This is a genomic window from Gemmobacter aquatilis (assembly GCF_900110025.1).
GTDB classification, from domain to species: Bacteria; Pseudomonadota; Alphaproteobacteria; order Rhodobacterales; family Rhodobacteraceae; genus Gemmobacter; species Gemmobacter aquatilis.
On the sequence record NZ_FOCE01000006.1, the window covers coordinates 203,410 to 224,241 of the forward strand.

The 20,832-nt window shown below is 64.8% G+C and carries 17 protein-coding genes; 13 read left to right on the forward strand and 4 right to left on the reverse strand.

All coding sequences use genetic code 11. The features are described 5' to 3' along the window. Nucleotides 1-53: 53 nt before the first annotated feature. From BMX43_RS12400 to BMX43_RS12410, 3 genes are read left to right on the forward strand one after another with little or no spacing between them, the layout of a single operon-like run. Nucleotides 54-1,007, forward strand: a complete 954-nt coding sequence (locus BMX43_RS12400; protein ID WP_091301811.1) for an ABC transporter permease — start codon at nucleotides 54-56, stop codon at nucleotides 1,005-1,007. Further along, on the forward strand, nucleotides 1,007-1,864 hold the full coding sequence (locus tag BMX43_RS12405; protein WP_091301813.1) for an ABC transporter permease: 858 nt from the start codon (nucleotides 1,007-1,009) through the stop codon (nucleotides 1,862-1,864). Before BMX43_RS12400 ends, BMX43_RS12405 begins: the two co-directional genes overlap by 1 nt. Next, on the forward strand, nucleotides 1,864-3,510 hold the full coding sequence (locus tag BMX43_RS12410) for an ABC transporter ATP-binding protein (RefSeq protein WP_091301884.1): 1,647 nt from the start codon (nucleotides 1,864-1,866) through the stop codon (nucleotides 3,508-3,510). The genes BMX43_RS12405 and BMX43_RS12410 overlap by 1 nt, the downstream gene beginning before the upstream one ends. Before the next feature lie 6 nt (nucleotides 3,511-3,516). On the opposite strand, the gene BMX43_RS12415 is transcribed toward BMX43_RS12410, so the two are convergent. Beyond that, the gene (locus BMX43_RS12415) at nucleotides 3,517-3,993 is read right to left on the reverse strand and encodes an Lrp/AsnC family transcriptional regulator (RefSeq protein WP_091301887.1); all 477 of its coding nucleotides are present in this window, start codon (nucleotides 3,991-3,993) and stop codon (nucleotides 3,517-3,519) included. 233 nt (nucleotides 3,994-4,226) lie between these two features. Between BMX43_RS12415 and BMX43_RS12420 the strand changes: the two genes are divergently transcribed. Together BMX43_RS12420 and BMX43_RS12425 are read left to right on the forward strand one after the other, a co-directional pair. Continuing rightward, entirely contained in the window at nucleotides 4,227-5,546 is a 1,320-nt protein-coding gene (locus BMX43_RS12420; RefSeq protein WP_091301815.1) for an NAD(P)/FAD-dependent oxidoreductase, read from the forward strand. A gap of 22 nt (nucleotides 5,547-5,568) precedes the next feature. Then, nucleotides 5,569-6,897: an NAD(P)/FAD-dependent oxidoreductase gene (locus tag BMX43_RS12425; protein WP_091301817.1), complete on the forward strand. Its 1,329-nt coding sequence runs from the start codon at nucleotides 5,569-5,571 to the stop codon at nucleotides 6,895-6,897. Between the two features lie 9 nt (nucleotides 6,898-6,906). Here BMX43_RS12425 and BMX43_RS12430 read toward each other — a convergent pair whose 3' ends face one another. Then, complete coding sequence (locus BMX43_RS12430; protein ID WP_217643961.1) at nucleotides 6,907-7,773, reverse strand: GNAT family N-acetyltransferase; 867 nt, start codon at nucleotides 7,771-7,773, stop codon at nucleotides 6,907-6,909. Between the two features lie 299 nt (nucleotides 7,774-8,072). Here BMX43_RS12430 and BMX43_RS12435 point away from each other — a divergent pair, with 299 nt between their 5' ends. The 3 genes from BMX43_RS12435 to BMX43_RS12445 all read left to right on the forward strand — a co-directional run bounded on the left by BMX43_RS12435 (nucleotide 8,073) and on the right by BMX43_RS12445 (nucleotide 9,734). Next, complete coding sequence (locus tag BMX43_RS12435) at nucleotides 8,073-8,366, forward strand: hypothetical protein (RefSeq protein ID WP_091301819.1); 294 nt, start codon at nucleotides 8,073-8,075, stop codon at nucleotides 8,364-8,366. A 130-nt stretch (nucleotides 8,367-8,496) separates the two neighbouring features. Further along, entirely contained in the window at nucleotides 8,497-9,495 is a 999-nt protein-coding gene (locus tag BMX43_RS12440; protein ID WP_091301821.1) for a permease, read from the forward strand. 11 nt (nucleotides 9,496-9,506) lie between these two features. Beyond that, nucleotides 9,507-9,734, forward strand: coding sequence for a thioredoxin family protein (locus BMX43_RS12445; protein WP_091301823.1), 228 nt, complete (start codon nucleotides 9,507-9,509; stop codon nucleotides 9,732-9,734). A 78-nt stretch (nucleotides 9,735-9,812) separates the two neighbouring features. Here BMX43_RS12445 and BMX43_RS12450 read toward each other — a convergent pair whose 3' ends face one another. Further along, nucleotides 9,813-10,850 (reverse strand): zinc-dependent alcohol dehydrogenase family protein, encoded by a 1,038-nt coding sequence (locus BMX43_RS12450; protein ID WP_091301825.1) that lies wholly within the window; start codon nucleotides 10,848-10,850, stop codon nucleotides 9,813-9,815. 102 nt (nucleotides 10,851-10,952) lie between these two features. Beyond that, nucleotides 10,953-12,719: a sigma-54-dependent Fis family transcriptional regulator gene (locus BMX43_RS12455; RefSeq protein ID WP_091301827.1), complete on the reverse strand. Its 1,767-nt coding sequence runs from the start codon at nucleotides 12,717-12,719 to the stop codon at nucleotides 10,953-10,955. Nucleotides 12,720-13,077: 358 nt separating this feature from the next. Between BMX43_RS12455 and BMX43_RS12460 the strand changes: the two genes are divergently transcribed. From BMX43_RS12460 to BMX43_RS12480, 5 genes are all read left to right on the forward strand, one after another. After that, complete coding sequence (locus BMX43_RS12460) at nucleotides 13,078-15,012, forward strand: hydantoinase/oxoprolinase family protein (protein WP_091301829.1); 1,935 nt, start codon at nucleotides 13,078-13,080, stop codon at nucleotides 15,010-15,012. Nucleotides 15,013-15,015: 3 nt separating this feature from the next. Further along, entirely contained in the window at nucleotides 15,016-15,414 is a 399-nt protein-coding gene (locus tag BMX43_RS12465) for an acetone carboxylase subunit gamma (RefSeq protein WP_175482105.1), read from the forward strand. A gap of 103 nt (nucleotides 15,415-15,517) precedes the next feature. Continuing rightward, nucleotides 15,518-17,674 (forward strand): hydantoinase/oxoprolinase family protein, encoded by a 2,157-nt coding sequence (locus BMX43_RS12470; RefSeq protein ID WP_091301831.1) that lies wholly within the window; start codon nucleotides 15,518-15,520, stop codon nucleotides 17,672-17,674. A 66-nt stretch (nucleotides 17,675-17,740) separates the two neighbouring features. Continuing rightward, a complete protein-coding gene (locus tag BMX43_RS12475; protein ID WP_091301833.1) occupies nucleotides 17,741-20,011 on the forward strand; it encodes a hydantoinase B/oxoprolinase family protein in 2,271 nt (756 codons plus the stop codon). Then, nucleotides 20,008-20,832: a hypothetical protein gene (locus BMX43_RS12480; protein WP_091301835.1), complete on the forward strand. Its 825-nt coding sequence runs from the start codon at nucleotides 20,008-20,010 to the stop codon at nucleotides 20,830-20,832. The genes BMX43_RS12475 and BMX43_RS12480 overlap by 4 nt, the downstream gene beginning before the upstream one ends.

Below are 20,832 nucleotides of genomic sequence, written 5' to 3' on the forward strand. Positions count from 1 at the left end.
GGGGTGCCGGGGCCAACCCCGGCACCCCCATTTATTTGCGAAGGGCCCCCCAGATGAATATGCAGATTTCCCGATTGGTTCTCGGCAGGCTGGGGGTGGCCTTTGTCACCCTGCTGATTGTCTCTTTCGTCGTGTTTGCCGCCACCCAGATGCTGCCGGGCGATGTGGTGCAGATCCTGCTGGGTCAGGCCGCCACGCCCGAGGCTGTGGCCGCGCTGCGCGAGGCCATGCACCTGAACGACCCGGCGATCCTGCGCTATGGCCACTGGCTGATCGGGCTGGCGCAAGGCGAACTGGGCAATTCCTATGCCAATGACATGCCGGTGGCCGATCTGATCGGCGGGCGGCTGGCCAATACGCTGATGCTGGCCGCCGTGACCGCCGCTGTTGCCGTGCCGCTGGCGCTGTTTCTGGGCATCACCACGGCCATGTATCGCGGGTCGGTCTATGACCGGATCATCACCATGGGCATCGTCGCGGTGATTTCGGTGCCCGAGTTCATGATCGCCACGCTGGCGGTGCTGACTTTCGCGGTCTGGCTGAAATGGCTGCCCGCACTGTCTTTCGCCAACGAGGTGACCAGCGTGACCGAGATGCTGCGGGTGTTTGCCATGCCGGTCATCACCCTGTGCTGTGTGATTTCGGCGCAGATGATCCGCATGACGCGGGCCGCCGTGATCGACGCGCTGAAGATGCCCTATGTGGAAATGGCGCTGCTGAAGGGCGCCTCGCGCCGCCGGATGGTGCTGCGCCATGCGCTGCCAAATGCGATTGGCCCCATCGTCAACGCGGTCGCCCTGTCGCTGTCCTATCTGCTGGGCGGGGTGATCATCGTCGAGACGATCTTCAACTATCCCGGCATTGCCAAGCTGATGGTCGATGCCGTGTCCACCCGCGACCTGCCGCTGATCCAGACCTGCGCAATGATCTTCTGCCTTGGTTACCTGCTGCTGATCACACTGGCGGATATCATCGCGATCCTGTCCAACCCGAAGCTGCGAAAGTGATGGCGCCCATGTTCTCCAAAGGCTTTTTGCCCACCCCCCGCCACTTCGGCTATCACATGAACACGGTCGGGATCTGTGCCGCCGCCATGGTCTGTTTCTGGGCCGTCGTCGCGGTGATCGGCCCGATGCTGAGCCCCTATCCACCGGGCGAGATTGTCGATTTCGATTATTACGGCCCGATGTCTTCCACCCTGTGGATGGGATCGGATTATCTGGGACGCGACATCTTTTCGCGCATCCTGATGGGCGCGCGCTATACCGTGGGTATCTCGCTGGCGGCCGTGTGTCTGGCCTGTTTTTCCGGCGTGGTGCTGGGGATGACGGCGGCCGTGGTCGGGGGCTGGCTGGATACCGGGCTGAGCCGGTTGCTGGATGCGCTGAACTCGATCCCGTCCAAGCTGTTCGGGCTGGTGATGGTGGCAGCCATCGGATCGTCGATCCCGGTGCTGATCGTGCTGCTGGGGGTGATCTATACGCCCGGTGCCTTCCGCTTTGCCCGGGCCCTGGCGGTGAACATCAACACCATGGATTACGTCACCGTGGCCCGCGCGCGGGGCGAGCGGACGGGATACCTGATCGCGCAGGAAATCCTGCCCAATATCACCGGGCCGGTTCTGGCCGATCTGGGGTTGCGCTTCGTCTTCATCGTGCTGCTGCTGTCGGGCCTGTCGTTCCTCGGCCTTGGCGTGCAGCCGCCCAATGCCGACTGGGGCAGCCTTGTGCGCGAAAACATCGGCGGCCTGCCCTTCGGTGCGCCAGCGGTGCTGATGCCCTGCCTTGCCATCGCCAGCCTGACCATTAGCGTCAACCTGCTGATCGACAACCTGCCCGTGAAGATCCGCGACCGGAGTGAATGATGATGAACCTTGTCGAAATCCGTGATCTGAAGGTGCAGGCGCGCAGCGATGCGGGCCGGAAGATCGAGATCATCAAAGGCGTTAGCTTCGATATTGCCGAGGGCGAGATCGTGGCGCTGATCGGCGAAAGCGGATCGGGCAAGACCACCATCGCGCTGACGCTGATGGGCCATACCCGCCCGGGCTGCACCATCACCGGCGGCGAAGTGCGGCTGGCGGGGCGCGATCTGGTGGCGATGCCGGAGGCGGGCCGCCAGATGCTGCGCGGCACCGATGTGGCCTATGTGCCGCAAAGCGCCGCCGCCGCCTTCAACCCGTCGCAGCGGTTGATGGATCAGGTGATCGAGGTCGCGCAGATCCACAGGCTGATGACACCGGATGCCGCCCGCGCCAAGGCGGTGGACCTGTTCCGCGCGCTGGCCCTGCCCGACCCGGAAACCATCGGTGCGCGCTATCCGCATCAGGTATCGGGCGGGCAATTGCAGCGGCTGTCGGCGGCCATGGCGCTGATCGGCGGGCCGAAGCTGGTGATCTTTGACGAACCCACCACCGCGCTGGACGTGACAACGCAGATCGAGGTGCTGCGCGCCTTCAAATCGGTGATGAAGCTGGGCGGCATGGGCGGGGTTTATGTCAGCCACGATCTGGCCGTGGTGGCCCAGATCGCCGACCGCATCGTGGTGCTGAAAGGCGGCGAGGTGCAGGAGGAAGGCCCGGTCGAGCAGATCCTGCACCATGCGCGCCACCCCTATACCCGCGAATTGCTGGCGGCGTTCGAGCCGGTTCCCTATGCCTCGGCCGCACGGTCCGATACCATGGCAGCCAAGCGCCCAATCCTGGAGGTCCGGAATGTGGTGGCGGGCTATGGCCCGCTGGGCCGCGATGGCCAACCCGCCAAACTGGCGCTGCGCAATGTGTCCTGCCGGTTGGAGCGGGGGCAAAACCTTGGCGTGATCGGCGAAAGCGGATCCGGCAAATCCACATTGGCACGGGCGATTGCCGGGTTGCTGCCGCCGGTTTCGGGCGAAGTGCTGCTGGATGCCCATCCGTTGGCCCCCGAGGCGCGGCTGCGCGACAAGGAGGAACTGCGCCGCCTGCAGATCGTGTTCCAACTCGCCGATACGGCGCTGAACCCGCAGCGTTCGGTCGGGGATATTCTGGGCCGCCCGCTGACGTTCTACCATGGTCAGAAAGGGGCGGAGCGCGAGGCACGGATTGACGCCTTGCTGGATATGGTCCGCCTGCCGCGCGCCATGAAGCACCGGCTTCCGGGCGAGCTTTCGGGCGGGCAGAAGCAGCGCGTCAACCTGGCCCGCGCCCTGGCCGCCAAACCCGAAGTCATTCTGTGCGACGAGATCACCTCGGCGCTGGATACCGTGGTGGCGGCGGCGGTGATCGAATTGCTGAAGGAACTGCAGCGCGAATTGCATCTGTCTTACGTCTTCATCAGCCATGATCTGTCTACCGTGCAGGCGATCTGCGACGATGTGATGGTGATGTATAACGGCGCAGTGGTGGAACGGCTGCCTGCCGACAAGCTGCACGGCGGCGCGCAACACCCTTATTCGAAACTGCTGTTTTCCTCGGTGCCGAAGCTGGATACCGGCTGGCTGGACAGCGTGCCGCCACGGGTGGCGGCACGATAGGCGCCGTCACATCGGGAAGATGCTTTTCAGCGGCAGGTGGGCTTTGATGAAGGGCGATTTCATCACCACGAAGCTGAAATACTTGTCGATGCCGATATCGCTGTCGGTCAGCCGTTCCATGATCGTCTGATAATCGCCGATCCCGCCGGTGACGAATTTCAGAAGGTAGTCGTAACCACCGGAAATCAGGTGACATTCGATCACCTCCTCCACCTTCTCGACCGCCTGCTGGAAGCGGGCGAAATCAATCTGGCGGTGGTTCTTCAGGGTGACTTCGGTAAAGACGGTGATCGTCTGCCCCAGTTTCGCAATGTCGATCTGGGCGGAATAGCCGGTGATATAGCCCGCCTGTTGCAGCTTTTTCACCCGCATCAGGCAAGGGCTGGGCGACAGATGCACCAGATCGGCCAGTTCCACATTGGTGATGCGGCCATTCTTCTGCAATTCATGCAGGATGCGGATGTCGATCCGGTCAAGCTTCACGATGCACCCCCTGTTCCGCGGCACCGCCCTGCTCCGCACATCTCAAGTATAGGCAGGATCTGCCGGAAAATCAATGTCACCGGCAGATCCTGCACCTGGCCGTTTTACAAAAGTCTTGCAGTATAACGATCTGGCAAGCGGGGCATCGTCAGCAGGATATGCCGCAACATGGACATCAGCGGCAGACGCCCCCGCACTTCCGGCCCTAGACTGAGGCAAAAGGAGGCCCCCTCATGCCCGCACCCTTGCTTCATGTTGCCACCAGCCAGACCCTGCCGCAGGCGGCGGATGTCGTCGTGATCGGCGGCGGGATCGTGGGGATTTGCACCGCCTATTATCTGGCAAAGCGCGGGGTGAAGGTGGCGCTTGTGGAAAAGGGCCGGATCGGTGCCGAACAATCCAGCCGCAACTGGGGCTGGTGCCGCCAGCAGAACCGCGATACCCGCGAATTGCCGATGGCCACCAAAAGTCTGACCCTGTGGGAGTCGATGGCGGTCGAGACAGGGCTGGACGTGGGCTTCCGCCGCTGCGGCCTGCATTACCTGTCGAATGACGAGGCCGAACTGGCGGGCTGGGCACGCTGGCGCGATTTCGCGCGGGGCGAAGGGGTTGTGACGCAGATGCTGTCGGCGGCAGAGGCGGCGGAACGCGGCCGCGCCACCGGCAAGGCGTGGAAAGGCGGGGTGTTTTCGCCCAGTGACGGCATTGCCGACCCGGAACGCGCGGCGCCAATGATCGCGCTGGGGACCGAACGGTTCGGCGGCAGCGTGCATCAGGGCTGCGCCGCCCGCGGGCTGGAGCTGGAGGGCGGGCGCGTCGCAGGCGTGGTGACCGAGGCCGGGGTGATCCGCACGCGGGTCGTGGTGATGGCGGGTGGGGCCTGGGCGTCGTCGTTCTGCCGCCAGTTGGGAATCCGCTTTCCGCAAGCCTCGGTCCGTGCGTCGATCCTTGCGGTGGGGCCGGGTGCCGATCTGCCCGATGCGCTGCACACCGCGCAGGTCAGCAGCACAAGGCGCGGTGATGGCGGCTATACGCTGGCAATTTCGGGCCGGGCGCGGGTGGATGTGACACCACAGCAGATGCGCTTTGCCACCAGCTTTTTGCCGATGTTCTTCAAGCGGCGCAAATCTCTGACCCCCGGCGGGCTGGAGGGGGTGCGCGCCGGGCATGAAACGCTGCGCCGCTGGCGGCTGGATGCCCCCACCCCCATGGAGCGCAACCGCATCCTTGATCCACGCCCCGATCAAAGCCAAATCACCGAAACCCTGCGCCGGGCGCGGGCGCTGTTTCCGACGCTGGCAGATGTGCCGGTCACCGCCGCCTGGGCCGGCTATATCGACAGCACCCCGGATGGGGTGCCCGCGATCGGGGAAACCAACATCCCCGGCTTCATTCTGGCGGCTGGGTTCAGCGGCCATGGCTTTGGCATCGGGCCGGGCGCAGGTCATCTGATCGCCGATCTGATCACCGGGGCCGCCCCGATCCTTGATCCCAAACCCTATCACCCCGCGCGGTTCGAACAATCGTCCTGGGGCAAAGTCGCGGATTTCTGATCCTGCGCTGAAAGGAACTGCCATGTCTCCGCCCGTCCGCGCTGTGACCAGCGACGCAACCCTGCCCCGCCACGCGCAAGTCGTGGTGATCGGTGGCGGCATTTCCGGCGTGGCCGCCGCCTGGGAACTGGCGCGGCGCGGCACGTCGGTCGCGCTACTGGAAAAGGGCGTGATCGGCGGCGAGCAATCCAGCCGCAACTGGGGCTGGTGCCGCCAGCAGAACCGCGATGAACGCGAACTGCCGCTGGCCATTCTGGCCCTGCGCATGTGGGAGACGCTGGCGACAGAGGCAGGGGCCGATGCGGGCTTTCGCCGCTGTGGTCTGATCTATACCTCGAACAGTGACGCCGATCTCGCCGCATGGGAGACCTGGGGCCGGATGGCGCACGGCTATGGGGTGGACAGCCGGATGATTTCCGGGGCCGAGGCCGCCGCTTTGCTGCCGCATCACGCGCAGGCGTGGAAAGGTGGCGTCCACTCCCCCACCGATGGCCGGGCCGAACCGGCGCTGACCGTGCCGGTGATGGCCGAAGCCGCACGGCGTGCAGGCGCCTCGCTGCATCAGGGCTGCGCCGCGCGCGAGATCGAATTCAGCGCGGGCCGCGTGTCCGGCGTGCTGACCGAGGCCGGGCGGATCGGCTGCAATGCGGTGCTGGTGGCGGGGGGCGCCTGGGCCGGGATGCTGCTGCGGCATCATGGGATGCCCTTTTTGCAGGCGTCGATCCAATCCACCTCTTTCGCCACCGAACCGGGGCCAGAGCTGCTGTCCGGGGGGCACTCCATGCCGGACCTGACGCTGCGGCGGCGGGTGGATGGCGGCTATACCGTAGGGCTGAGCGGGTTCGGCAAGCTGCATGTGGCGCCGATGGGAATGCTGCAGGCGCGGCCCTTCTGGCCGACCTTCGTGAAGCGCCGGGCCAAGCTGCGCTTTCATCTGGGCAGCAGTTTCTTCACCGGGCCAGATTCGCTGCAACGCTGGGGCGCGGATGGTCCCTCGCCGTTCGAGCGTATCCGGGTACTGGACCCGAAGCCCGATGCCGCCCTGCTACGGCGCGGGCTGGCAGAGATGGCAAAGGCCTATCCGGGGCTGGCCGAACTGCGCATCGCCCATGCCTGGGGCGGGATGGTGGATTGTACGCCGGATGCCATTCCGGTGATCGGGCCAGTGCTGTCGCGGCCCGGGGTCTATATCTCAGCCGGGCATACCGGGCATGGCTTCGGCATCGGGCCTGCGGCGGGGCGGCTGGTGGCGGATCTGATCCGCGGCGATACGCCTTCCGTCGATCCACGGCCCTTCCGGTACGAGCGGATGATCGACGGCAGCGATCTGGGCAGCATGGGGATGATGTAGGCGCGGGATTTACCCCAGCGCCTGATTGACCAGCCCGAAAGTGAAGGCCGGCCCGGTGGCCTGCGGTACCGGGCCCAGGCCCATGCGCGTGACGGTATCGTAATGACGGATGCCCGAACCGATCAAGAACTGGCGGAAGGGGCCATCGGGCTGGCGCGTATCGACGCGCAGAAAACTGCCCTCCATCGCCTCGGCATGAGGGGCGACAAGGGCAATCGCATCCTCTTCGCTTTCTGCAACGATGGGGCCGACCACATGCCCCCGCCCGAACTTGCGGCACAGGGCAAAGCCCGTTACCCGGCCATCACGTTCGACCACCGTGCCTGTGGAAAGCGGCAGCAGCCGGTCCAGCACATCGGGCCGCGCTATCCCCATGGCGATACTGTCCAGCCCATGGATCGCCGCAACATCCTGTGCTGTCATTGGGCGGGCATGGCGCGGACCGGGGGCCACCGCACCCACGATCCCGTTATGCTGATACACCGGGCTCAGCGGCATGAAGCCCAGCGAGATATACAATCTGTAGGCGGGTCGCGTCGCGTTCAGCACCTTGCCGCGTGCGCCCACCGTGTTCAGAATATGCCCCATCAGCCAGCGCCCCGCGCCGTTTTCCTGCAGCCGGGGCGAGGTGATGACCATGCCGATGGCGGCAAATTCGTCGCCCAGTGGAAACCACATGGCCGAACCAATGACCCGCCCGATCTCATCCCGGGCAACGATGCCTTCGCCCAGCCCGATCACCAGCGCCCAATCCTCGGGGCGGTGCGGCCAGCCGACGCCAATGGAAAGCTCGTGCAGTTTCGGCACGTCGTCCAGCGTCATGGGGGCTGCGACAAGCTCGTAGGATTCCAGCAGTTTCGTGGGTGCAGGCGGCACTGGCACTCTCCCCCTTCGGACCGATTTCCATATCCTGCACAGCTTACGGGCGAAGTGCGAGCATTTGCTGCGTGTTTTCATGGCTTTGTAGCAGAAACTGCGGGCATGCGGATCGCTGCAGGGCCAACCGGGCGGTTGCGCGGTGCCCGAAATCACTCCCCCTTTGCGCGCAAGGTAACGTGCCATGCCTTTCGCCTTTTCGCATCTTGCAGGCTTTTACGAGCATGGCCACCGGCAAGAGTTGAATTTGTTCTTATTTTGTTCTATATTGAAACTATACCCAGCAAGGGAGAATCGCCATGGAAAGCACGACCTTTGCCCTGCCCGTCACCCCGCGCCAGATTGCCTATGCGCGGTCGCTCGCCCTTCGGAACCAGACACTTCTGCCGTGGGAGGTGCAGCAGGATCGCCGCGCGCTGAGCACCTGGATCGAGGCGCAGGCGCAGATGAAACCCGTGACGGGGGATGCCCGGCCCAGCTCGAAACAGGTGGCATTTGCCGAACGGCTGGCCCGCATCAAGCGCCGGGCCGTGCCGGACGAATGTTTTCGGGACAAGGGCCTCATGTCGCGGTGGATCGACAACAACCGCTAAATACGCCCGGTCTGTCACAGATCAAGGCGCGGGCAGCGGATCCTGCCAAGGTATGGCCAGTCTGCAGGTTTTACCGGGGGGCTTTGATGTCAGTGGGAAAAGCAATCGCTGAACGGCAGGGGCGGTTGGCATGAACGTTATCGGTTGGATGAACGATCAACTGCTGCGGATGCAGTGGCTGTCGGATCTGGTGACGGCGGGGGTTTCGGCGGTGGGGCTGGACCCGGCCAGCCGGATCGGCGGCTCGGTGCAGTTCTTCGTCTATGACGTGATCAAGATCTTCATCCTGCTGTCGGTGCTGATCTTCGTGATTTCCTATCTGCAAAGCTATTTCCCGCCAGAACGCACGCGGCGCCTGCTGGGCGGGCGGTCGGGGATCGGGGCGAATGTGCTTGGTGCGCTGCTGGGCACGATCACGCCCTTCTGTTCCTGCTCGTCCATTCCGCTGTTCATCGGCTTCACCGCCGCCGGGCTGCCGCTGGGGGTGACCTTCTCGTTTCTCATCTCGTCGCCGCTGGTGGACATGGCCTCGGTCATTCTGCTGGCCTCGATCTTCAGCTGGCCTGTCGCGCTGGCCTATGTCGGGCTGGGGTTGCTGGTGGCGGTGATCGGGGGCACGGTAATCGGGCGGCTGGGGCTGGAAGGTCAGGTGGCAGAGTTCGTGCGGACTGTTCCGGTATCAAACGCCTTCGACCATCTGACCCGCCGCGAACGGCTGGCCTATGCCCGCGATCAGGTGACCGAGATTGCCAGCCGCGTCTGGCCCTATGTGCTGGCGGGCGTGGGCATTGGTGCCGCAATCCACAACTGGATCCCGGAAAGTGCAATCACAGCCCTGCTGGGGCAGGACAAATGGTGGGCCGTGCCGGTGGCCACGCTGGTCGGCATCCCGATCTATGCGGATATCTTCGGCACATTGCCGATTGCCGAGGCGCTGGTGGCCAAGGGCGTGGGGCTGGGCACCGTTCTGGCCTTCATGATGGCGGTCACCGCACTATCCCTGCCCTCGCTTGTCATGCTGCACCGGGTGGTGAAACTGCCACTGCTGGCCACCTTCACCGGTGTCGTGACGCTGGGCATCCTTGGCATCGGTTTCACCTTCAACCTGCTTGCAGGCTGGTTCATCTGAAAGGACAGGACATGATCATCAAGATACTCGGCTCTGGCTGCCGCAAATGTGTGACGCTGGGCGAGAATGCGAAAGCCGCCGCCGCAGCCGCAGGGATCGCGGCCGAAATCGTCAAGGTGACAGACATCGCCGAGATCGCGGCCCATGGCGTGATGTCCACACCGGGGCTGGTGGTGGATGGCAAGCTGCTGTCCACCGGCAAGGTGCTGAGCGCGGAAGAAATCGGGCGCCTGCTGTAAAGGACGGCCGGGCGCGGATGCACCCGACCGCCACAGGTATGCGGCGGCCCCGGGGGATGGACAGCCGCCGCAGAACCCTCAGGCCGAAAGGATGACTTTCAGCGCCTTTTCGCGGGCAGCGTTACCAAACACGTCATAGGCGGCCATGATGTCATCCAGCGCGAAACGGTGGGTGATCAGGCGGGCCGGGTCGATCTTGCCGGACTGGACGGTTTTCATCAGCATCGGCGTGGTGTTGGTGTTCACCAGCCCCATCGAGATGTTGATGTTCTGGATCCAGAGGTTTTCCAGATGCAGCTCGACCGGGGCGCCATGCACGCCGACATTGGCGATGCGCCCGCCCGCGGCCACGATCTGCTGGCACACGTCAAAGGTTGCGGGCACGCCCACCGCCTCGATGGCCACATCGACGCCAACCCCGTCGGTCAGCGCGCGGATGCGTTCGACCGCGTTCCCTTCGGACACATCGACCGTGTCGGTCGCCCCGAACTGCCGCGCCACCGCAAGGCGGTTGCCGTCCGTGTCGGCCATGATGATGCGCGCGGGCGAATAGAACTGCGCCGTCAGCAGCGCCGCCATGCCGATCGGGCCTGCACCCACGATTGCCACCGTATCGCCCGGGCCGACCTGCCCGGCCAGCACGCCGATTTCCAGCCCGGTGGGCAGGATGTCGGAAAGCATCACCAGTGCCTCTTCATCCGAACCGGCGGGGATCGGGTGCAGCGAGTTGTCACCATGCGGGATGCGCACATATTCGGCCTGCGTGCCGTCGATCAGGTGGCCCAACTGCCAGCCGCCATCGGCGCAATGCGAATAAAGCTGGCGCTTGCAGTTGGCGCAACTGCCGCAAGAGGTGATGCAGGAAATCAGCACGGAATCGCCCGGCTTGAAGCTGCGCACCGCCGCCCCCACCGTTTCGACCACGCCAACGCCCTCATGGCCCAGCGTCCGGTCCTTGGCGACCGTGGGCACATCACCCTTGAGGATATGCAGATCGGTGCCACAGATCGTGGTGCGGGTGATGCGCACGATCACGTCGGTGGGTTTCTGGATCTGCGGCATCGGCTTTTCGACCCAGGCGCGTTTGCCCGGACCCTGATAGACCAGTGCTTTCATGGAATGCTCCTCCCGTCTTGTCTTCCGCGCGCAGAATGCCAAGCGAGCGGGCGGGCGACGTGTCCGATTTTGGGACAGTGACGTCGGACAGACCCGGACGGATCAGCGGCGGCGGATACCATAGCTGTCAAGCTTGAGATAAAGCGTGGACCGCGCGATCCCCAGCCGCCGCGCGGCCTCGGCCAGATTGCCGCCGGTTTCGTCGATCATCTGCAGAACGTCGGCGCGCGCGCGGTCGCGCAGAGCGGATTCCCGCAACGGCGGGCGGGGCTGCGTCATTTCGGGCGGCAGGTCGGGTAGATCGATCAGGCGGCTACTGGACAGGGCCGACAGCGACAGCACCACATTGCGCAACTCATGCAGATTGCCGGGCCAATCATACGCCTCCAGCACACGCTGCGCGGCGGGGGTAAAGCGCAGCGGCGACCGCCGCGAGCCTTCCACCGCCTGCCCGGCGAAACGGCGCAGCAAAGGCAGGATTTCGGCGCGGCGGTCCCGCAGCGGCGGCAGGCGCAGCACCGCCCCGGCAAGCCGATAGAACAGATCGCGGCGCAACTGCCCGGCATCGCGCGCCGCAGCCAGATCAGGGGTAGACAGCGCGATCAGGCGCACCGGCGCCACACCATTGCCCGCGAGCGCCTTCAGGCGGCGCAGCAACAAGGGCTGGGCCTCGGGCGGGGTTTCGGCCGGCTCGATCAGAACCAACGTGCCACCTGCAATCGGCCAGTCGTCCGCCGCCGTTTCGGCCAGCGCCGAACATTCCACCAGTGACACCGGGCCTTCGGGCGCGACGGAACCGGCCAAAGCCCGGGCCAGAGTCTCTTTCCCCGTGCCGGTTTCGCCCTGCACCAGCAGCGGCACCCGCGCTTCCAGCAGCATCCGCCCCTGCGCACAAAGCGGTGCCAGCAGGGCCGAGGTGGCGGCCAGCGCGTCCAGATCATCGCCCCGGCCCGCAAGCGCAGGCCGCTCTGCCCCCTGCCGCCGCAGCGGTGCGCGCGGCAGGCGCAGCACTACACCCAATGCGGCATCGCCCCGGCGCAGGATCTGGGCCTCGGCGCCCGGAACAGCCTCAGCCAATGCGTCAAGGTCGGGGGCATCGGGCTGTCGCGCCAAGGCCCGGATCAGGCCGGGCAACCCGGCACGGCCCGCCAGATCGGCGCCGCTGATACGCTGGCCGAAGCGATCAAACAGGATGAAATCGCCCGCAACCCGCTGCAATAAAAGCGTTTCCAGCAGCCATGCCCGCTCTTGCGCCAGATCCTGCCCCAGCGTCTGCACGATCTGCCCCGCCACCGCCAGCGACAGCGCGGCAGCATGAGGCTGGGCTTCCGCACTGGGGCCGGTGATGTCCAGTACCCCGATCAGCGCCCCGGTCACCGGGTGGCGCAAAGGTGTGGCGGCACAGTTCCATTTCTGGATGCCCTCGCAGAAATGCTCCGCCCCACGAATTTCCACCGGCTGGCCGGTATGGATCGCCGTGCCGATGGCATTGGTGCCGATCGCCGCCTCGTCCCAGCAGCCGCCCAGCAACAGCCGGTCGTCGCGGGCACGCTCGATCACCGCCGGGCAACCGTCCGCCTCCAGCACCACGCCTTGCGGGTCGCACAACACCATGAGCGCGCGCGACGCCCGCATCAGCGCAAGGTTGCGCGCCAGATGATCGCGCGCTGCGCCCAGCACGTCGCGGTTGGCCTGATGCAGCCCGGCGAAGGCATCGCCTGAAACCAGCGGTGCCCGGGTACGGCTTGCCAGATCGTCCTGCCGCGCGGCCCGCTGCCACGAGGCCAGCACCACATCGCGCAGCCCTTCGGGTGCCCGGCCCATGGCGCGGAACTGCTCCCAATCCTCTTTGCGGGTGATGCCTGTCATGCCGCTCTCCGCCCTGACCTGCAAAGTAGATCACCGCCTCGCCTGCCTGTCAAACCTTGCGATACGGCGGCGGGTGCCGTCCGGCCTTGGCCCTTGCGCCGCGTTCGACAATCGGACGCTGCGCACCGCCGCCGCGGTACCCCGTAGTGACGAAAAAGAAATATATTAAATTAAAACAACAAGATAAAACATTTCCTCACCCCATCCCACCCGAAGGAAAGAAACCTGCTTCTCCCAGGGGCAGGATCACCGGCCCGGCGAAAAAGGAGAGGAGCCTGTTCGCCGCGCGGGTCGGGCCCCGGCGTCACACCGTCAGGGCAGGATCACTGCGCAACAAGGATGGGAGGAGAAATGCACAATGGCATTTCAGATCAATATTGATAACGGGGGAACGCTGACCGACGTGTGCATCATGTCGGATGGCGGCGTTCAGAAGACCAAGGTTCTGACCACACCCTACGACCTGTCGAAATGCTTTTTCGAGGGGCTGCAGAAGGCCTCGGAAGTGGTCTATGGCGCGGCGGATGTGAAGCGGTTGCTCGAAGAAGTGGATCTGATCCGCTATTCGACCACGCAGGGCACCAATGCGATCTGCGAACGCAAGGGGCCGAAGCTGGGTCTGGTGCTCGACACCGCCTCGAACGCGCTGCCTGCCGCGCTGCGCGCCCATGACCCCGAGGTGTATGACGCGCTGGTGGGGGGGCGGGTGGCTTTCATCGACACCGCAACGCTGAGTTCCGACGCGGCCGAGGTCGATGTGGTCAAGGTGATCAACCAGTTGACCGCGACCGGCGCCAACCGTCTGGTCGTGTGCTTTGGCGGCAACGATTTTCACGCCGCCGAAGACCGCGTGAAGAAGATCGCGCTGCGCAAATATCCGCGCCACCTGCTGGGCGCCGTGCCGGTGCTTTATGCGTCGGACCTGACATCAGACCGCGACCCGGATCGCCGGGCCTGGTCGGCGCTGATCAACTCGTTCCTGCATCCGTCGATGGAGGCGTTTCTGTATAACGCCGAAAACCGGCTGCGCGCTTATCGCACCAAGAACCCGCTGCTGATCTTCCGCAATGATGGCGATGCCTCGCGCGTGGCCAAGACCGTGGCGATCAAGACCTATTCCTCGGGTCCGCGCGGCGGGATGGAGGGGGTGAAGACCTTCTCGGCGCTGTATGGCTTCCGCGACACCGTGTCGATCGACGTGGGCGGCACCACGACCGACATCGGCCAATGCACCGAAGGCCGCGTTGCCGAAATCCGCCGCGGCCATGTGGAGGGGATCAGCGTTTCCTTCCCGCTGTGCGAGATCATCAGCGCGGGGGCGGGCGGCAGCTCGATCTTCCGGGTGGTGGATGGCAAGATCACCATCGGCCCCGAAAGCGTGGGGGCCCTGCCCGGCCCGGCCTGTTTCGGGCGCGGCGGCAAGGAAGCCACGATCACCGATGCCAGCCTGCTGTCGGGACTGTTCGATCCGGTTTCCTACTTTGGCGGCGGCATGGGGCTGGACATGGCCCGCGCCGAAGCGGCGGTGATGGCGAACATCGCCGGTCCGCTGGGCGTGGATCTGGACACCGCGCTGAACGCCATGTCGGATGCGTTCGAGGCGAAGGTGGCGGAAGAACTGCACCGTTTCACCACCATTTCCTCTGACACGGTGATGATGGCGTTCGGCGGTGCTGGCCCGCTGAATGCCTGTGGCGTGGCCGAAAAGGCGGGCATCCGCCGGGTGGCGGTTCCGGCCATGGCGGCAGTGTTCTCGGCCTATGGCATCGGATCTTGCGACGTGTCGCAGCGCTATGCCGTCAGCCTTGACGGGCGCGATGATGTCAGCCTGCAGGCGGCCATCGCCACGCTGACCACCAAGGCCACCCGCGACATGTTTGCCGAAGGGTTCGAGCCGGGCAGCTATGCCATTGCCACCCAACTGGTGGCACAGACGGCCACGGGCGAAGTGTCGCATCCGCTGACCGAAGGCGCAGGCTTCCCGGCCGCACTGGCCGATGCCCGCGCGGTTGAACTGGAACTGAGCGCGATCAAGAGCCTGCGTCAGGGCGAGACCCGCCATGTCGGGATCAGCCGCAGATCGGCGGCCAAGGCGGCGGGTCAGCGCAAGGTGCTGGTGCCGGGCCAGGGCCGGATCGACCTGCCGGTCTATCAACTTGGCCAGATGGGCGCGGGCGATTTCGCCAAGGGCCCGGCGATCCTTGAGGAAGACTATTTCACCTGCCGGGTGCCTGCCGGCTGGGGCTTTGTCGTCAGCGATGCGGGCGACGTGATTCTGGACCGGGAGGCCTGAGACATGAAGATTCCGATGACCGAATACCTGCGAATCGACCTTGAAACCGAAAAGTGGGAATGCCGCGTCTGCGATCACGAAATCGCCCCGGCAGAAGGGAACTACAAGGAAGGGCTGCTGGTCCATAACCGCGACCCGCGCGAGATCCACCCGCCGATCCTGGACCCGGAGCGCTATCGCTTCACCTTCAGCCCCGACCCGGAATGGGTACGGATTCTGGAGTTCTGCTGCCCGAAATGCGGCACGCAGGTCGAAACCGAATATGCGATCCCCGGCCACCCGCCGCTGTGGGACATGCAGGTCGATCTGCCCGCGCTGAAGGCCCAATGGGCCGCCCGTGGCACCGAGGCGCTGCCCGATGCCGGGCCGGCGGTGATACCGGGCCGCGGCCACAGCCACTGAGATCCGCACCCGCGCCACGACCGGCGCGGGCCGCATATCCGACAGGGGACGGCGCCGCGTCGAGGAGGCGCCGCCGCACCCCCGCAGCACAAAGGGAGCGAGAATGAAACGTGTATCCGTTGATATCGGCGGCACCTTCACCGACTGTTTCGTCGTCTGGGGCCAGCAATATATCGAGACCAAGGCCCTGACCACGCATCACAATCTGGCCATGGGATTCAACGAGGCGTTGGGCAAGGCCTGCAAGACGCTGGGGCTGGAACTGGAGGAAATCCTGGGCGAGGTGGACAGCGTGCGCTATGCCACCACGCTGGGCACCAACGCGCTGATCGAACACAAGGGCCCGAAGATCGGGATGCTGGTTACCGCAGGCTATGAGGCCACCGTGCCGCTGAGCCGCGCGCGCGGCTATGGCGAGGGGCTGGACAACATGGGCCAGCAAGACATGCCCAACGCCCAGCGCCCCGACCCGCTGGTTGAACCGCACATGATTTACGGCGTGCGCGAACGGCTGGATTTCCAGGGCAATCTGGTGATGCCGCTGGATGAAGAAGACGTGCGCCGCCAGTTGCGCGGTCTGGTGGACCGCGGCGCGCAGATCATCGTGGTGGCGCTGGTCAATTCGGTGGTGAACCCGGCCCATGAACAGCGCATCGAAGAGATCGTGCTGGAGGAATACCCGTCGCATCTGCTGGGCGCCATTCCGGTGATCCTGTCGCATCAGGTGGCGGGGCGGAAGGGCGAATATGTCCGGGCCACCTCGGCCATCGTGGACGGCTATCTGCATTCCACCATGTATCACGCCCTGTCGGCGCTGGAACAGAACCTGCGCGCGCATAAATACGAAAAGCCGATGCTGGTCATCCATAATTCGGGCGGCATGGCGCAGTTGAATTCCACCGACGCGCTGCAAACCATCCATTCTGGCCCGGTGTCCGGCATCGGCGCGTCGGAACATCTGTCGCTGCAGGCCGCACTGGGCAATGTGGTGGCAACCGACATGGGCGGCACCAGCTATGACATCGGCATCGTGGTGGAAGGCGGCATCAAGCATTACGACTTCAACCCGGTGATCGACCGCTGGCTGGTGTCGGTGCCCATGGTGCACCTTGTCACGCTGGGCGCGGGCGGCGGCTCCATCGCCTCGTATGACCGGATGTACAAGACGGTGAAATGCGGCCCGGAAAGCGCGGGTTCCGACCCCGGCCCGGCCTGCTATGACCGCGGCGGGATGCGGCCCACGGTGACCGATGCCGACCTGCTGCTGGGCTATCTGGACGCGGAAAACTACGCGGGCGGGTCCATCCCGCTGAACCCGCGCCGGGCCAAGGCCGCGATCGAGGACGCGCTGTGCGACGAACTGGATTGCAGCGTGATCGAGGCGGCCAAACTGGTGCGCGAAAAGGTCGATGACAACATGGCCAACGGGTTGTTCACCGAACTGCGCGCCCGTGGTTATGACCCGAAAGATTTCACCATGCTGGCCTATGGCGGCAACGGCCCGCTGCATTGCTGCGGCATCGCGCAGAACCTGTCGATCGACAAGATTCTGGCGCCGCCGCTGTCTTCGGTGTTCTCGGCGGTGGGGGCGGGCAACATGCACCAGCTGCATATCCACGAACAATCGCTGTATATGGTGCTTTACGACAGCAACACCCGCCACATCTTTGACGACTACGACCGTTTCAACGCGATTGTGGCTGAACTGAAAGAGAAGGGCACGCAGGATCTGCTGCGTCAGGGCGTGCCGCTGGACCAGATCCGCCATGATCTGGAACTGGACATGCGCTATGGCAACCAGTTGGTGCAGACCACCGCCGTGATCCCCGCGCATGAGGTGCACGGGCCGGGCGATGTGCTGGCGATCATTTCGCAATTCTCGAACGATTACGGCAAGCGGTTCGGCGAAGGCAGCCAGGCGCCCGAGGCCGGCATCCGCATCAACACCATCCGTGTGGCCGCCTATGCCAAGCACGAGACGGTGCAGTTCGAGGACATCAAGCCGCTGCCCAAACCTGCCCGCAAGGCGCCGCCCGCGCCGCAGAGCCACCGGACCTGCCACTTCGTCGGCCATGACGGCGCCTTTGAAACCCCGGTCTGGGCGCGCAGCGCCATCGAGCCGGGGGTCGAGATCGAAGGCCCCGCCATCGTCGCCTCCGAGGTCACGACCTTCCTCGTGAACCCCGGCTGGACCTATGTCGCCGCCAAACAGGGCGCCTCGTGGTTCCTGCGCAATGAAGCGCCGGTCACCCGTCACTGAACCCAACGGCCCCCCGGCGCGGAGGAGCGCCGGGGCAGGCCCGGAACCCGACAGGAGGAGAATTCCATGAACGAGATGACCATCCGGGGCAAACTGCCCTCTGCCGAAGAAATCACCCTCATCAAGAAATTCCTTGATGACACCACGCTGTTCCTCGGCCCCGACCCCGAGATCATGCAGAACCACGACATCATGCCGCGCACCGCGATTGAAGATGCGGCCATCGCGCAGGTCAGCGATGCCCATACCGTGGCCAAGATCCGCGACCGCATTCAGGCGGGCTGCGACGAAGGCTATGAGATGGTCGAACAGATGGGCGCCGCCCCCGGTGCCAAATGGGGCGACGTGATCACCGGCGTCTATTCGGCCTCGGGCGATCTGGCCATCGCCTCGGCCGGGGGGGTGCTGATCTTCTCGGCCCTCGTCCACCACCCGATCAAGTTCATCATCAAGAACTGGATGAACGACCCCACCGTGGGCGTCAAGGAAGGCGACGGCTTCATCCACAACGACAGCCGCTATGGCAACGTGCACAACACCGACCAGTCGATGATCATTCCGATCTTCCACAAGGGCAAGCTGGTGTGCTGGGTCGCCTCGACCGTGCATGAAGGCGAGAATGGCGCCATTGAACCGGGCGGGATGCCCTCGATGGCCGAAAGCCCCAGCGACGAGGGGCTGAAAATGTCGCCCTTCAAGGTGGTGGAAAACTATCAGATCAAGCGCGACATCCTGACCTTCCTGCAGAATTCGGTCCGCGAACCGAAGCTGCAATATGAAGACATGAAGGTGAAGCTGTTCGCCTGCCTGCGCATCAAGCAGCGCATCGAGGAAACGCTGAATTCCGACGGGCCCGAGGCGCTGATGGCCACCCTGCGGCTGACCATGGAAAACGTGCGCGCCGAGGTGAAGCGCCGCATTTCCGAATGGCCCGACATGACGGTGCGCACCTATATCATCCAGGATTCGACGCTGCGCGAAAACTGCGTGGTCAAGATCAACTGCAAGCTGACCAAGACCGGCGACCGGCTGATCTTCGATTTCCGGGGGTCTTCGCCCGAATTCACCAACCGGGCCACCAATACCATCGTGGCGGGGCTGAAGGGGATGCTGGCGCAGGTGTTCCTGTGCTATGTCTGGCCCGACCTGCCGCGCGGTCAGGCGGCTTTCGCGCCGATCGAGGTGATCACCGATCCCCATTCGATCGTGAACTGTTCCTATGACGCGCCCAACTCGCAATCGCTGATGTCGATCTTCACCGGCTTCACGGCGGGGCAGCACGCGGTGGCGAAGTTCCTGTATTCCTGCCCGGAAAAGTTCACCAAGGTCCATGCGCCGACCTTCAACATGATCAACACCTTCATCTGGGGTGGGGTCAGCCAGCATGGCGAAACGCTGGGCAACCTGTGCGCCGACCTGAACGGCATGGGCGCGGGCGCCACGGCCAACCGTGACGGCGAACATGCGCTGGCCCCGATCTTTGCTACCATGGCCGATATCGGCGAACAGGAGCTGAACGAGGAAGAGGTGCCCTTCCTGCAACTGGTGTCCAAGAAGATGACGCGCGACGCCATCGCGCCAGGCAAGTATCGCGGCGGCCAGGGCTATACGATGATGGTCGCCACCAAGGACAGCGAACAGTGGGGCTTCATGACCACCGCGCAGGGCGCCAAGATCCCGCCGATTCAGGGCCTGTTCGGCGGCTATGCCTGCGGCACCTATCCGCTGTCCAAGGTCAAGAACGTCGATGTCTATGACGTGCTGATGAACCAGCCCGAAAAGTTCCGCCATTCGATCGAAGAGATCATGAACGAACAACCCTTTGAAGAGGCAAGCTATTCCACCCATCACATGGGCATGGGGTTCGAAATCTCGAAGCGGGGCGAGTTGTTCATGATCAGCCAGGGCGCCGGGGCGGGGTATGGCGACCTGCTGGAACGCGATCCGGTCAGTGTGATCAAGGACATCGAAGAAGGGCTGATGTCGCCCGAGGTGGCCGCGCGGCTTTACAAGGTCGTGTTCGACCCGAAAACCCTGGCCATCGACTTTGATGCGACCGAGGCCGCCCGCGCGGCGGAACGTCAGGCCCGCATTGCCCGTTCGGTGCCTTATGCCGAGTTCATCAAGGGCTGGAACCAGCCCAAACCCCCGGCGCATCTGCAATATTTCGGCTGCTGGGGCGATGATGTGGGCACGCTTTACATGGGCTCTGCCGATGTGACGCGCCGGGGCGATCAGCCGCGCCCGAATTACATGATGCACCCGAAAGACGTGCGGATTGCCGAACTCGAGGCCCGTCTGGAGGCGGTGGGTGCCATGGGGAACGAGAAGAAATGAGCCAAAGTCTCGCAGAGGATCTGCCCGGGGGTTCGGGCACGAAGACGCTGCGGGTCTGGCTGAAGTCGTCGGGCTATGCCCGGCGGCTTTTGCTGGGCGAGGCGGGCAACCCCTGGGCCGAGGGCGCAGCGAAGTATCTGTCGTTCTTCAGCCAGGCGCGGGGCTTGCTGCGCGCCGATGTGGCGGTGGTGGAACTGGACGCGCTGTTTGGCGCCTGGTTGCAGCGACACCCAGCCCTTGCGGCCGAGATGGGTGCCAAGAAACGCGCCACCTGGCCGCTGCGCCGGATGCTGGAAGAGGAAGGCCCGCGCCGCCTGCTGGATGAAGTGGCCGAGGCGGTGGGGGCAAACCTGCAGGGTCAGGTGCCGATGGTGCTGGCCCTGCCCGCCCCCGGCGTCTGGCTCGCCGAGGCGCAGCGTCTGGCCGGACGCGACCCCGAACCGCTGGACGCCGACGCGGTGGAGGATGCGGCGATGTACATGGCCGATTTCCTGCGCAGTGTGGCGGGGCGCCCGGTGGGTGGCCTGCTGCTGGAAGAAGGCACCACCCCCGGCCCGGCGGATCGCTACAAGCCGGTGCTGAACGCGGCGCGGCATTACCGCTGGGCTGTGGTGGGGCGTGGCGTCGCCTCCGAACATGCGGGCCTGTTCGATGCGGTGATCGGCACCGACCCGCAGGCGCAGGGGCAGGATGTCAGCGCCGCATTGTTTGGCGGCGGCGATCTGCCGGCCCTGACGGCAGGGCAGTTCTACTTTGCCGAAATCCCGGTGGCCCATCCGCCCGAAGCGGTGCTGGACGCCTTGGCCCGGCTGCGCGGATGA

Bases quoted from the DNA above. Each gene is read 5' to 3' on its own strand.
- BMX43_RS12400 (WP_091301811.1), top strand. From the start codon at position 54: ATGAATATGCAGATTTCCCGATTGGTTCTCGGCAGGCTGGGGGTGGCC.
- BMX43_RS12405 (WP_091301813.1), top strand. From the start codon at position 1,007: ATGGCGCCCATGTTCTCCAAAGGCTTTTTGCCCACCCCCCGCCACTTC.
- BMX43_RS12410 (WP_091301884.1), top strand. From the start codon at position 1,864: ATGATGAACCTTGTCGAAATCCGTGATCTGAAGGTGCAGGCGCGCAGC.
- BMX43_RS12420 (WP_091301815.1), top strand. From the start codon at position 4,227: ATGCCCGCACCCTTGCTTCATGTTGCCACCAGCCAGACCCTGCCGCAG.
- BMX43_RS12425 (WP_091301817.1), top strand. From the start codon at position 5,569: ATGTCTCCGCCCGTCCGCGCTGTGACCAGCGACGCAACCCTGCCCCGC.
- BMX43_RS12435 (WP_091301819.1), top strand. From the start codon at position 8,073: ATGGAAAGCACGACCTTTGCCCTGCCCGTCACCCCGCGCCAGATTGCC.
- BMX43_RS12440 (WP_091301821.1), top strand. From the start codon at position 8,497: ATGAACGTTATCGGTTGGATGAACGATCAACTGCTGCGGATGCAGTGG.
- BMX43_RS12445 (WP_091301823.1), top strand. From the start codon at position 9,507: ATGATCATCAAGATACTCGGCTCTGGCTGCCGCAAATGTGTGACGCTG.
- BMX43_RS12450 (WP_091301825.1), bottom strand. From the start codon at position 10,850: ATGAAAGCACTGGTCTATCAGGGTCCGGGCAAACGCGCCTGGGTCGAA.
- BMX43_RS12455 (WP_091301827.1), bottom strand. From the start codon at position 12,719: ATGACAGGCATCACCCGCAAAGAGGATTGGGAGCAGTTCCGCGCCATG.
- BMX43_RS12460 (WP_091301829.1), top strand. From the start codon at position 13,078: ATGGCATTTCAGATCAATATTGATAACGGGGGAACGCTGACCGACGTG.
- BMX43_RS12465 (WP_175482105.1), top strand. From the start codon at position 15,016: ATGAAGATTCCGATGACCGAATACCTGCGAATCGACCTTGAAACCGAA.
- BMX43_RS12470 (WP_091301831.1), top strand. From the start codon at position 15,518: ATGAAACGTGTATCCGTTGATATCGGCGGCACCTTCACCGACTGTTTC.
- BMX43_RS12475 (WP_091301833.1), top strand. From the start codon at position 17,741: ATGAACGAGATGACCATCCGGGGCAAACTGCCCTCTGCCGAAGAAATC.
- BMX43_RS12480 (WP_091301835.1), top strand. From the start codon at position 20,008: ATGAGCCAAAGTCTCGCAGAGGATCTGCCCGGGGGTTCGGGCACGAAG.